This window comes from Rathayibacter sp. Leaf299 (assembly GCF_001423055.1).
GTDB classification, from domain to species: domain Bacteria; phylum Actinomycetota; class Actinomycetes; order Actinomycetales; family Microbacteriaceae; genus Rathayibacter; species Rathayibacter caricis.
In genome coordinates, this window is record NZ_LMNT01000001.1 from 40,629 (window position 1) to 53,175 (window position 12,547).

The following is a 12,547-nucleotide window of genomic DNA, read 5'->3' on the forward strand; positions in this document are numbered from 1 at the left end:
ACGGCACGACGCCGGCCCGATCTGAGCAGGGTCGGCGTCGTGCGGGGGTGCCCGACTACTCGAGCAGCTTGCCTGCGGTGGCGACCTCGCGGATGAGGGACTGGATCTCCTCCGGGACCGCGGGGATCTGTTCGCGGGTGATCCCGGTGGTGGGGGACCAGACCAGGTTCACCTGGAGGGCCGGGTCGAGGTCCGGGTAGTCGCTGCGGTTGTGGCAGCCGCGGCTCTCGCGGCGCTCGAGGGCGGCCTCGAGGGTGGCGCGGGCGGCCATGGCGGCGGACTTGAGGTCGAAGGCGTGCGCGAGGTCCTGGAAGCCGGCGATGTCGGGGTGCACGCCGATGTCGGCGATGCGCGCCTCGATCGCGTCGAGCTCGGCGAGACCGGCGAGCAGGCCCGCCTCGTCGCGGACGACTCCGGCGTGCTCGGTCATCGTGTTGCGGATGGCGCGCTGCAGGGCGCGGACGTTCTCGGTTCCGTCGGCGGCCAGCAGGTCGGCGATCTCGTCGCGGGCGACCTGCAGCGACGTCGCCGAGCGGGTCTGCGCGGTCAGCGACGCGGAGTACTCGGCGGCGGCCTGTCCGACGATGCGGCCGAAGACGAGCAGCTCGATCAGCGAGTTGCCGCCGAGCCGGTTCGCCCCGTGCAGACCGCTGGAGGCCTCGCCGATGGCGTAGAGGCCGGGGACGTCGGTGCTGTGGTCGTCCGAGCGGACCCAGACGCCGCCCATCGAGTAGTGCGCGGTCGGCGCGATCTCGATCGGGTCCGTCGTGATATCGAGCATCTGCAGCTCGAGCATCGTCTGGTAGACGCGGGGGAGCCGGGTCATGATCGTCTCGCGCGGCAGGTGCGAGACGTCGAGCCAGACTCCGCCGTTCGGCGTGCCGCGACCCTCCTTGATCTCGGTGTAGCAGGCCAGCGCGACGCGGTCGCGGGTCGAGAGCTCGAGCCGCTCGGGGTCGTACTTGTGCATGAAGCGCTCGCCGAGTCCGTTGCGGAGGATGCCGCCCTCGCCGCGCGCCGCCTCCGAGATGAGCGTGCCGGCCGCGTTCTCGGGCTCGATGATGCCCGACGGGTGGAACTGCACCAGCTCGGGGTCGCGCAGGCGTCCGCCGGCCTCGACGGCCAGGCGGAACGAGTCGCCCGTGTTCTCGTCGCGGCGCGAGGAGGTGCGGCGCCAGATGCGGTTGTGGCCGCCCGCGGCGAGGATGACGGCGTCGGCGTGGATGAGGTAGCGGGTGCCGTCGACGAGGTCGAAGCCGTAGGCGCCGAAGACGGCGCCGTCGTCGTTGGTGAGGATGCGAGTGACGTAGACGGTGTCGAGGATCGGGATCTCGAGTTGAGCGGCGCGGTTGACGAGCGTGCGCTGGATCTCGAGGCCGGTGTAGTCGCCCGCGAAGGCGGTGCGGCGGTAGGTGTGGGCGCCGAAGAAGCGCTGCGAGATGCGGCCGTCGTCCTCGCGGGCGAAGGGCATGCCGTAGCGCTCGAGGTCCTGGATGCCGCGGGCGGCGTTCTTCGTGACGATCTCGACGGTGTGCGGGTTCGCGAGCAGGTACGACTCGGTGATGGTGTCGGCCGCGTGCTGCTGCCAGCTGTCGTCGGGGTCCATCGTGGCGAGGGCCGCGTTGATGCCGCCGGCCGCGAGCGAGGTGTGGGCGTCGGACTTCGAGCGCTTGCCCAGCGCGAGGACGTCGACGCCGGCCTCGGCCAGCTCGATCGCGGCGCGCAGGCCCGAGCCGCCGGTGCCGATGACGAGGACGGAGGTGGAGATACGGCGCTCCGGGGTGGTGGTCGCTGAAGTGGTCATGCCTCCACGCTAGGTTTCAGCGTTCGATTACTCCAATGCATCTTCCGCCTGCTGGCGATGCGCTTAGGCTATGTTCGTGAACTTGGAGCAGCTGACCGGATTCGTCGAGATCGCGCGGTCGGGCAGCTTCACCCGCGCAGCCGAGTCGCTGCATCTCGCGCAGCCCTCGTTGAGCCGCCAGATCGCCGCGCTGGAGCAGGATCTGGGGTCGGAGCTGTTCCACCGGTCCCGCGCCGGCAACACGCTCACCTCGGCCGGCGAGCTCCTCCTGCCGCTCGCACGGCGCATGCTCGCCGACGCGGAGTCGGTGCGCCGCGAGCTGGCGGAACTCGCCGGGCTCGAGCGCGGCCGGGTGCGCTTCGGCGCGACTCCGACGCTCTGCATCAGCCTCGTCGCCGAGGTGCTGCACGCGTTCCACGCGGCGCACCCCGCCATCGAGCTGCACCTCGCCGAGGACGGCTCGCGCAGCCTCTTCGACCGCCTCGCCCGGGGTGAGCTCGATCTCGCGCTCGTGACGACGTCGACCGCGGCGGCCCTCGGCGCGTTCACCGTGACTCCGCTGCTCGTCGAGGAGCTCGTCGTGGTCTCGTCGGCCGCGGAGCCCGCGTTGGCGGAGTCGGGCGCGCTCGATCTGGCGGCCGTGGCCCGCCTGCCGCAGATCGTCTTCAACTCGAGCTACGACCTGCGCCGCACGACGGACGCGGCGTTCTCGGCTGCCGGCCTGAAGCCCGACGTCGTGCTGGAGGGGGCGGAGATGGACGCGGTGCTGCGCTTCGCCGAGCGGGGCCTGGGCGTCGCGATCGTGCCGGCGATGGTGCTGCAGGGGCGGCCGGGGCTGCGGTCCGTGCGGATCGAGGAGCCGACGCGGCTGACCCGGACCATCAGCCTCGCACGGCCGGCGGATCTGGCGCCGACGGCGGCGGTGCGGGTGATGCAGCGGACGATCGCGGCGACGGCGCGGGCGTTCGCGGCGCAGGCGGGCGGGACGATGCGGGTGGCGGAGGCTCGGGAGTCGGCGGAGGGGCGCGGGTAGGGGCAGGCGATCGTGGAGGAGGCCGCTCCGTGCAGGGCGGCGGAGCGGCTCCTGTCTGGGAGGGCTCCGACACGGTGTCACCATCACGCGGACACCGGCGTGATCAGCGGGCGGAGCCGTCCTCGATCCGGGCCGGACGACTTCGCACAATGCCCGTGACATCCGTTCGTCCCTCTGCCTACACTCCTCGGAGCACAGGCCGCACAAGGGATCCGAGCAGCCGCTCGGCGTCTGCATCTCTTCCCTCCGCTCGGTCGTTCGTCTTCGCAGAGAGACGAGCGAAGAGGCTCGATGACCATGTCTGAGAGAAGGACTCCGTCCAGGCGGACGATCCTCGCCGCCTCCGTGGCCGGCGCGGGAGCCGTCGCCTTCGCCACCCCGGCCGTCGCCGCGGGCGACCTCGGTGCGGTCCCGAAGCTCCCCGGCGAGGTGTCCCGGATGGCGACCGCGACGTCGCGCACGGGGAGGAAGCGCTACGAGATCATCGACGTCGTCGTCGCGGGAGACCGATCCCGACTGTTCGTCCCGCACGCCGCCCCGCCTTCGCAGAGCGTCGGAGCGACGATGCTCTGGTACTACCACTCCCTCAACGCCAACCACACCGCGCTCTCGAGCGCCTTCGCCTACTCGGCGGACCTGGCGGTGGACCGCGGGATCGTCAGCATCTGCCCGACCTACGGCGGCGGCACCTACACCAGCGCCCGGGCGATCGAGATCCAGGTCGCCGTGGCCGCGTGGGCGTCGTCGGTCTGGCGCATCGACGCGAGCCTGCTGCGCTCCGACTCCGGTGGCGGCCCGCTGCTCGCCTGGGCCTACGGCAACCGGATGCTCCCGCGGATCCTCGGTGCGTACTTCACCAGCAGCTCCTACGACCTGGAGGAGCGCGCGGCCAGTGAGCCGCAGAAGGTGCTGCCCTACTTCCCCGACGCCGCGGCCATCGCCGCCGCGAATCCTGCACGGCTTCCGCAGGAGGTCTGGCGTGGGACGCGGTTCCGGATCACGGGCTCTCCGGACGACCTCGTCGTGCCCTTCGCGAAGCACGGCATGGCGCTGCATGCGAAGGCGCTCCCGGTCGCGAAGGAGGCGACCCTCCGCTCCCATCCGGGCGAGGGCACCAACGGGCACGCCGCTCCGAGCTTCACGAACAAGGAGATGCTGGAGTACTTCACCCGGTGGCTCGCCGAGGGACCGGTGAGCGAGCCGTCGGCGGTTCTCCCGGGCGCGGGGACGTACGAGAACGGCTCCGACAAGATCGCGACGACCGGGACGTGGTCGACGCTGACGTCGGCGTCGGACAGCGGAGGGAGCATCGCGTACTCGAGCACGGCGGGGGCTTCGGCGACGCTCGCGTTCACGGGCACGGGGATCAGCTGGGTGAGCCGCCTCACCTCGTCCTCGGGCATCAACGAGGTGCGGCTCGACGGAGTGAAGGTCGCGACGGTCGACCGGTACAGCGCGACGACTCGCGCGAAGCAGACGGTGTGGAGCAGCGGTCCTCTTCCCGCGGGCAAGCACACGCTGACCGTCTCCCGTGGAACCACGCGCAACCCTGCGGCCACGGGCTCGAACCTCATCCTCGACGCGTTCGTCGTCACCGCCGCACCGCCGCCTCCGTCAGCGCTTCCGGGCGCGGGGACGTTCGAGAACGGGTCGGATCGGATCGTGACGACCGGGACGTGGACGACGCTGACGTCGGCGTCGGACAGCGGCGGGAGCATCGCCCACTCGAGCACGGCGGGCGCGTCGGCGACGCTGCGGTTCACGGGGACGGGGGTGAGTTGGGTGAGTCGCCTCACGAGTTCGTCGGGGATCAACGAGGTCGAGCTGGACGGGGTGAAGGTGGCGAGCGTCGACCGGTACAGCGCGACGTCGCGGGCGAAGCAGACGGTGTGGAGCAGCGGGCCCTTGGCCGCGGGGCCGCACGAGGTCACGGTGTCTCGCGGGACGGGGCGCAATCCTGCGTCCACGGGGTCGAACGTGATCCTCGACGCGTTCGTCGTCGTCGACACGACTGCGGCGCCGGCGACGTAGGGTCCGATCGCGCTCGCGACGCAGCCCCTCAGCGTCAACCGGTCCGAGCAAGACGGAGGCTCGAGTCGTTCTCGTCGTCACGAGTGCGCTCCCGGCGCCGGCATCCCTCGCCGCCACGGGTGCCGGCTTCCTCCTCCTGAGCACGAGCACCATTCGCCGGAGGCGACGATCGCGTCAGAGCGCCGGAACAGAACCTCGAGGCGCGCGTTCTCCGCGCCTCGAGGATCGGTGAGCGACCACTTATCGCTCGCCGGCAGCATCGACGCGCGCGCCGCCCTAGACCGCAGACGAACAGGACGGTGGGAGCGGCGACGTGACGGGAGGATCCGTGTCCGTGTCAGCAGTTCACCGGGTGATGGGGCGGTGGCCGCCCTCACCCGAAGAGTTCGGCCACCGCGGAGCGCTGAGCGGGGGAATCTCAGCGGCATTCCAGGGTAGGCAGAGGTGTGTGCCCGCCTCTATCCGTTGCACGCGGAGGAGTGTCCGTTCCGCGCGAGCGGCCGACTGCAGCAGGAAGCGGGCGCGGCTGAGGATCACGGGATGAGAACCGGCTCGGCGGAGATGTTCGCGAGTCGACGCATGGCGTCGACGCGCGGTCTCGACGAGACGCGGCAGGCGCTGTCCGAGGCCTTCCTCCCGGTCGCCTTTCCCGCGGCGCGGTCGGACGACGACGTCAGGATGCACCTGAACGCTCTGCTCGTGGGGCGGATCACCTGCGGCTTCATGAGGTTCCGGGGGGCGGTGCGGATCGAGACGGTCGAAGCGCAGGACTATCACGTCGACATCCCCATGGACGGGCGTTCGGTCATGCGCGCAGGTGCGGGTGCGCCCGTTCACGCCTCCTCGACGACGGCGGGCGCCTTCGTGCCCGGCGAACCGGTCGAGCTCGACTGCAGCGACGACTTCGCGCAACTCTCCGTGATGATCCCCCGCGACCTGATGCAGCTCGAAGTGGAGGCTCTGCTCGGGCGAGATGATCTCGCGCCTGTCCACTTCGCCTCCGAGATCGACCTGAGCACACCCGCGAGTCGGCTCGTCCTCCAGGCGCTGCAGTTGATCGACGGCGCGTCCGACCAGGCGTCCGGGCCCCTGGCGCACCCGCTGGCACTGCAACGGCTGGAGCAGGTCCTGCTGCACAGCCTGCTCTTCGGGCAGCCGCACAACTACTCGTCGGAGCTGACCGGACCAGCACCGAAGGGCGGCCCACGCCCTCTCTCGCAGGCGGTGGAGCTCCTGCGGCGCCGGCCTGAGCATCCGTGGACCGTGACCGAACTGGCGGCGGCCGTATCGACGAGTGCTCGCAGCCTTCAGGAGGCGTTCCGCCGCACTCTCGACACGACACCGATGGCCTACCTACGGCGGCAGCGGCTCGAGCGGGTCCGCGAGGAACTGCTCGTCGCCGCGCCGGAAGCTGTCAGCGTGACCGAGGTGGCCACTCGATGGGGGTTCATCCACCTCAGCCGATTCGCCGCCAGCTATCGCGCAGCGTTCTCCGAGAACCCCTCCGACACCCTCCGCTCGTAGCGCGCGTCGAGCAGAGGTCGACGTCACAGCATGGGCAGCCGGCGCGGTCGCGGTCCGCGGGGGAACGCGGCGTCGATCCGGTCGAGTTCGGCGGTGCTGAGCTCCAGCGCGCCCGCTCCTGCGTTGTCGTCGGCGTGCGCGACGGTGGAGGCTTTGGGGATGGCGAAGACGGCCGGCCGGCGCACGAGGAAGCGCAGGGCGACCTGCCGGGCGCTCGCACCGTGCACCGCCGCGATCTGCTCGAGCACGCGGCCCCCCGGCGTCCGCGGATCGGGGAAGCGGTCGTGACCGAAGGGACTGTACGCGACGACGGCGACCCCCTGCCGCTCGCACCACGGGAGCACGGCGTGCTCGATCGCGCGCTCCTCGAGGTGGTACAGCACCTGATTGCAGGCGAGGTGCCCTTCCCCGCCCGACCGCCAGGCCTCCTCCAGATCGTCGACATCGAAGTTGCTCACGCCCCACGACCGGATCTTGCCCTGCTCGCGCAGCTGCTCGAACCCGGCGAACGTCTCCTCCAAAGGGTGCGAGCCGCGCCAGTGCAGGAGGTAGCAGTCCAGCCTGTCGGTGCCCAACCGCGTCAGCGTGCGCTCGCACGCCGCCACCACTCCGGCACGCGAGGCGTTGCTCGGGAGCACCTTCGAGACGAGGAAGACCTCGTCCCGCCGTCCGGCGATCGCCGCACCAACCACCGGCTCGGCGTCGCCGTACATCTCGGCGGTGTCGATGTGCGTCATGCCGCTGTCGATCCCGTGACGCAGCGCGGCCACGGCGGTCGGGCGGTGGGCATCGTCGATGTACCAGGTGCCCTGCCCGATCACGGAGACCTCCGACGGAGGGCGGCCGAACAGGCGGTGCTCCATGAGCGTCGTCCTGCCGCGCCTACGCGGGCTGCTTCTCGGCGACGACATCGATCTCTTCGACGGTGGGCTCCCCGAACAGGACCCCGGTGTTCTCGCCGAGCGCTCGGCCGACCTCGCCCGACAGGTGCGCCTGGCGCCCGGACTCGTCGGGGAACGCGTCGAAGATGCCGAACGACGTGGGTCCGAACTGCAGCGCGAACCACCGGACCGTCTTCGGCTCCCCTTCCACGATCGTCAGCCCCTGGTTCAGGAACGCCCGCAGGTCGTCCGCCTTGCCGGGCAGCGCCTCCAGACGGACGAGAAGTGCCTTGCTCACCTGGGTTGCCATCATCGGTCTCCCTTGCTCGATCGGCGTAGCCGGCCCCGGATCACATCCGCCCGGTGACGGTCCCATGATGCCCACTGCGACCGCTCCGCACCTACGACCTCGACGACTTCGCCGGCCGCTCGACCGCGGCCTCCGGCGGCGTCGCCATCGGAACCGCCCCTGCTCCTCAGGGTGGAGCCGGGGCGGTTCCTCGACGCTCAGGGTCGGAGGACCGCCCGCACGCACCCGTCGGTCTTCTCCTTGAACATGGCGTAGCCGGCGGGGCCGTCCTCGAGCGGCATGACGTGCGTGGCGAGGTGCTCGGTGACGATCTCGTCTCGCGCCATCCTCTCGAGGAGCATCGGGATGTACCGGTGCCCGTGCTGCTGAGCGGACCGGAGCGTGAGGCCCTTGTTCATCACCGCCCCCAGGGGGAACTTGTCGACGAAGCCGCCGAAGACGCCCAGCACGAAGAGGCTGCCGCCCTTGCGCGCGGCGAAGACCGCCTCACGGACGGCGGTGGGTCTGTCCGTCTGCAGCCGCAGCTGCTGCTTCAGCTGGTCGTAGGCGAAGTCGGGTCCGTCGCGGTGCGCCTCCATCCCGACCGCCTCGATGCACACGTCGGGGCCGCGTCCGCCGGTCAGCTCGCGGAGCTCGGCCGTCACCTCGCTGGTCTCGTGGTTCATGGTCTCCGCGCCGATGACCTGCTCGACCTGGGTCAGCCTCTCCTGGAAGCGGTCGATCACGATGACGTGCTCGGCGCCGAGCAGCAGCGACGCGCGTGCCGCCATCTGCCCGACACCGCCGGCGCCCCAGACCGCGACGGTGTCTCCGGGCCGGACTCCGCCGAGGTCCGCTCCCATCCATCCTGTCGGAGCGGCATCGGAGGCGAAGAGCGCCCGCTCGTCGCTGATCCCCTCGGGAACGGCGAAGGCGCCCTGGTCGGCGTACGGCACGCGGATGTACTCGGCGTGGCTGCCGGCCCACCCGCCCAGCGCGTGGGAGTAGCCGTAGCAGCCGCCGGGCGCCTGGCCCCAGAGCATCTCGGGGATCCCCGCGTTCGGGTTGCCGTTGTCGCACAGGGAGTAGAGCTCGTTGCGGCAGTACCAGCACTTCCCGCAGCTGATGAACGAGCAGACCACCACACGGTCGCCGACCCGGTGCTTCGTGACGGCCGATCCGACCTCGACGATCTCGCCGATGAACTCGTGCCCGAGCACATCGCCCGCTCGCATCGTCGGGACGTACCCGCCGAGGAGGTGGAGATCGGACCCGCAGCTCGTGCTCAGGGTCACCTTGACGATCGCGTCCTGAGCATTGAGGATCCCGGGATCCTCGACGGTCTCGACCGAGAGCTCGTTCACTCCGGTCCAGCACAGAGCCTTCACAGCACACCTCCGCCTTTCGCCTCGTCCTCTGCTTCGTCGACCGCGCCACCGAGCAGGGTGCGCGGTCGTTCTCCGTGCGGTCTCGGGGTCGCTCGCAGGACCTCGCCCGTCTCGAAGATCTGCTTGGCGTCGCGCAGAGCCTCGCGCAGCGCCTTGCCCGGATCGTCGTCCACCCCGGGATCGACACCCTCGCGGAACCGGGCGTGCACCTCGAAGCCCTTGTCCCCGGGCGCCGGATCGATCCGGATCTCGAGCGACTCCGCCAGACGCGCCAGCGGCTCGGGATACCCGCCGCTCTCGAAGTCCCGGGCCTCGCCCAGGACGGTGACCGCCTTCCACCCTTCCGGGTGCGGCCCGTCCCCGTCGGACTCCCGTTCCTTCTTCACGAGGGAACGGGCGACGAGGCCCACCGCGACCCCTGCGATGCCGACTCCGACTGCGGCAGTCGCTCTTCCGGCCATGATCACGCCGCCTTCCCGGGCTTGAGGACGACCTTGGTCCACCCGTCGTCCCGATTGTCGAAGTGCTCGTAGGCGTCCGGTGCCTGCTCGAGCGGCAGCTCGTGACTGACGAGGAACGACGGCGTCGCCTTCCCCGCGGCGATCAGGTCGCGGAGCCGGCGGTTGTACTTCTTGACGGGCGCCTGTCCGGTTCCCAGGGTCTGGCCCTTGAACCAGTGCAAGCCGATGTCGAAGGCGATCCGCCCCTCCTTCGCGAGCTCGTCGGGGCCGCCGAGGTCCTGCGGCACGAAGACGCCGACGGTGCCGATCCGCCCGGTGAAGCGCACCGACTGGACCAGGCGGTTCAGCGTGAGGTTCGGCTGCTCCTCGCCGCCGGGGTCGTGCGCCTGATAGCCGACGCACTCGCAGCCGTTGTCGGCGCCGAGCCCCATCGTGTACTCCAGCACGGCCTCCACAGGATCGACCTTCGAGTCGTCGATGGCGATCGCGCCGAGGGATTCCGCCAGTCGCAGACGATCCGGATGCCGATCCACGACCATGACTCGGCTCGCACCCTTGATGGTGGCGGACAGCGCGGCCATCAGGCCGACGGGGCCGGCACCGTAGATGACGGTCTGGTCACCGGGCTTCACCCCCGCCATCTCGGTCGCGTGGTAGCCGGTCGGGAAGATGTCGGCGAGCATCACGTAGTCGGCGGACTTCTCCTCCGCGTCCTCTCCCAGCCGGAGGCAGTTGAAGTCGCCCCAGGGCACCCGCAGCAGCTCGGCCTGGCCGCCGGCCCACGGTCCCATGTCGGCGAATCCGTAGGCCGCACCGGCCCATTCCGGGACGGGCTGAGCGGTGAGGCAGTAGTTGGTCAGCCCGCGCTCGCAGTTCTTGCAGTGCCCGCACGCCACGTTGAACGGCAGGACGACGTGATCCCCGACCTTGACCTTGTCGACGCCGTCGCCGACCTCGATCACCTCGCCCATGTTCTCGTGACCGAACCACCGCCCGGTCTCGAAGCTGGTGCGCCCCTCGTACATGTGCAGGTCGGACCCGCAGATGTTCGTGGTCGTGATGCGCACCAGCACGTCGGTGGAGCGCTCGATCCGCGCATCCGGGACGTCTCTCACCGCGACTGTGCGCGGCCCCTCGTACACCACTGCTCTCATGCTCGTTCCCCTCCGTGCGCGACGTTCGGTCGAAGCCGCCTCGGGTCGGTCGACCGGGCGACACCTCGATCTCACGCCCGCCGAACGGGAGGCACCATCGGCAGAACTGCCGATCCGGTCTGCCGTCGAGGGGGTCCCTCCGACGGGGCTCGCAGTGGTATCCCGGTAAGCACCGGTCTTCGGACAATCCCTTCGCATCCCCTGCCCCCGGTCCTGAGGTGGTCGAGTCCCGTGTCACGCACTGCTGCGCTCCACCTCGCCGAGACGGCCGCGCGCCCGGGCCCGGTCCGCGAGCGGGCGCAGGCGATGCTGGACGAGCTGCACCACCACATCCCCTTCGACGGCGCGTGGATGGCGCTGGCTGAGCCGAACGGCACGGGATACCGCTCGGTCGCGAGCACCGACCTCGACGAGTCGTGCGTCCGCTACCTCAGCGGTCCGCAGATGGCGCTCGACATCGAGAGGACCGGTGCGGATCACGACCGGCCCCCCATCAGCCTGTCGGACGTCCCCTTCTCGCCGAGGGACCTGCAGACCTGGGCGGAGTGCCTGCTCCCCGCGGGATTCCACGAGACCCTCTCCGTCGCTCTCTTCGAGGACGGGGGCCGGCACGTGGGCTTCATGACGGTGCTGTTCCGGAGCGCGGAACCGCCGTCGCCGGCGGTCCGCCGACGCCTCGCTCGACTCGTGCCGACGCTCACCTCGGGCATCGACCCTGTCCGCTCCCTCGCCGCGTCGGCCTCGGTCGTCGGCGGAGCCGGAGCAGGCGTGGTCCTCCTCCCCGACCACGGCGTCACCTCCCTTCCGGGTCTCTCCGCGGACGAGCTGCTCACCGCAGATTCGGCTCTGATCGACGCCGCGAGGGACGCCCTCGCCGAAGGGCAGAACTACGCCTCGTTCCTGTGGCCCCGCGGTCGCCGGCAATCGCCGGACGGCTACGTGCGGGTGACGGTGCTGGCCTGCGAGAGAGAGCTCGCCGCAGTGTCCCGCGGAGTCGTCGTGCTCTCCCCCGCGACGCGCCTGCGGGGCCTGACACCGCGGGAGCTCGAGGTGCTGGGCCACGTGATCGAGGGGTGCTCCAATCTCGAGATCGCCCGGGCGCTGAGAGTCGCTCCCCGCACGGTCGCCACTCACCTCGAGCACATCCTGGTCAAGCTGGACGCCACGTCGCGCACGCTCGCGGCCGTCCGCGCCGCGCGCGCCGGCCTCTACGTCCCCCTCTCGCGAGCCCGGTCCGCATGAGCTCCGCGCGGAGCATCACCGCACTGCGCGACCGGACGACGAACCACCGATCGGAAAGGAACCGTCATGTCCCACCTGTCAGTCAAGGCCGGTGTGGCCGCACTCGTCGGCGCAGCCGTCGCGGCGGTCACCGCGCTCCTCGGTGTCCCCGATCTGTCGCCTCTGCTCGGCTGGGCGATCGCCGCGGCGGTGTTCCTCGTCTGGGCCTGGTCGACGGCGTGGCCGGCCGGCCCCGAACGCACCCGCGACCTCGCCCGCCACGAGGACCGGTCCCGGAAGCTGGTCGACTCGCTCATCATCGCCGCCACCTTCCTCAGCCTCGTCCTCGTGGTCATCGCGCTCCTCCGCAGCCAGCAGAAGGACCCCGTCGGATCCGCGGCCGCGATCCTGGCGGTCGTCGGGGTCGTCGCGGCCTGGGCGCTCATCAACACCGTCTACGCCTTCAAGTACGCGCGCATGTACTACCTCGACGACCGCCACCGCTTCGACTTCGACCAGGACGAGGACCCGTCCTACAGCGACTTCGCCTACACGGCCTTCTCCATCGGCATGGCGTACAGCGCCGACAGCATCACCCGCTCCTCCACCCCCTCACGCCGCATCGCCCTGGCCCACGCTCTGCTGTCCTACTTCTTCGGCACCTTCGTGGTGGCCGTCGCCATCAACCTGATCACCGGCCTCACCCAGGGAGGGTGAGGAGCGCGGCACATCGTCCGTCTCGGGGCCGCGTCCGCGAACCT

11 protein-coding genes are annotated in these 12,547 nt (G+C 70.7%); 5 read left to right on the plus strand and 6 right to left on the minus strand.

Translation table 11 applies throughout. The features are described from left to right. Window positions 1–55: 55 nt before the first annotated feature. Entirely contained in the window at window positions 56–1,804 is a 1,749-nt protein-coding gene (locus tag ASF48_RS00205; protein WP_055784570.1) for an L-aspartate oxidase, read from the minus strand. 70 nt (window positions 1,805–1,874) lie between these two features. Between ASF48_RS00205 and ASF48_RS00210 the strand changes: the two genes are divergently transcribed. The 3 genes from ASF48_RS00210 (at window position 1,875) to ASF48_RS00220 (ending at window position 6,392) form a co-directional block, all read left to right on the plus strand. Beyond that, window positions 1,875–2,837: a LysR family transcriptional regulator gene (locus ASF48_RS00210; RefSeq protein ID WP_055784580.1), complete on the plus strand. Its 963-nt coding sequence runs from the start codon at window positions 1,875–1,877 to the stop codon at window positions 2,835–2,837. 297 nt (window positions 2,838–3,134) lie between these two features. Continuing rightward, window positions 3,135–4,868 carry a hypothetical protein gene (locus ASF48_RS00215; protein ID WP_157602992.1) on the plus strand — a complete coding sequence of 578 codons (1,734 nt, stop codon included), beginning with the start codon at window positions 3,135–3,137 and terminating at the stop codon, window positions 4,866–4,868. Between the two features lie 540 nt (window positions 4,869–5,408). Further along, complete coding sequence (locus ASF48_RS00220) at window positions 5,409–6,392, plus strand: helix-turn-helix domain-containing protein (protein ID WP_055784585.1); 984 nt, start codon at window positions 5,409–5,411, stop codon at window positions 6,390–6,392. A gap of 23 nt (window positions 6,393–6,415) precedes the next feature. Here ASF48_RS00220 and ASF48_RS00225 read toward each other — a convergent pair whose 3' ends face one another. From ASF48_RS00225 to ASF48_RS00245, 5 genes are all read right to left on the minus strand, one after another. Continuing rightward, complete coding sequence (locus tag ASF48_RS00225; RefSeq protein WP_055784589.1) at window positions 6,416–7,255, minus strand: aldo/keto reductase; 840 nt, start codon at window positions 7,253–7,255, stop codon at window positions 6,416–6,418. Window positions 7,256–7,274: 19 nt separating this feature from the next. Beyond that, entirely contained in the window at window positions 7,275–7,586 is a 312-nt protein-coding gene (locus ASF48_RS00230; RefSeq protein ID WP_235577161.1) for a putative quinol monooxygenase, read from the minus strand. Between the two features lie 194 nt (window positions 7,587–7,780). Then, a complete protein-coding gene (locus ASF48_RS00235; RefSeq protein WP_055784592.1) occupies window positions 7,781–8,950 on the minus strand; it encodes a zinc-dependent alcohol dehydrogenase in 1,170 nt (389 codons plus the stop codon). Next, a complete protein-coding gene (locus tag ASF48_RS00240; protein WP_157602993.1) occupies window positions 8,947–9,411 on the minus strand; it encodes a hypothetical protein in 465 nt (154 codons plus the stop codon). The genes ASF48_RS00235 and ASF48_RS00240 overlap by 4 nt, the downstream gene beginning before the upstream one ends. A gap of 2 nt (window positions 9,412–9,413) precedes the next feature. Beyond that, window positions 9,414–10,565, minus strand: coding sequence for a glutathione-independent formaldehyde dehydrogenase (locus tag ASF48_RS00245; RefSeq protein WP_055784597.1), 1,152 nt, complete (start codon window positions 10,563–10,565; stop codon window positions 9,414–9,416). A gap of 231 nt (window positions 10,566–10,796) precedes the next feature. Between ASF48_RS00245 and ASF48_RS00250 the strand changes: the two genes are divergently transcribed. Next, window positions 10,797–11,807 (plus strand): response regulator transcription factor, encoded by a 1,011-nt coding sequence (locus tag ASF48_RS00250; RefSeq protein WP_055784600.1) that lies wholly within the window; start codon window positions 10,797–10,799, stop codon window positions 11,805–11,807. Window positions 11,808–11,873: 66 nt separating this feature from the next. After that, window positions 11,874–12,503 (plus strand): DUF1345 domain-containing protein, encoded by a 630-nt coding sequence (locus tag ASF48_RS00255; protein WP_055784603.1) that lies wholly within the window; start codon window positions 11,874–11,876, stop codon window positions 12,501–12,503. Window positions 12,504–12,547 lie beyond the last annotated feature (44 nt).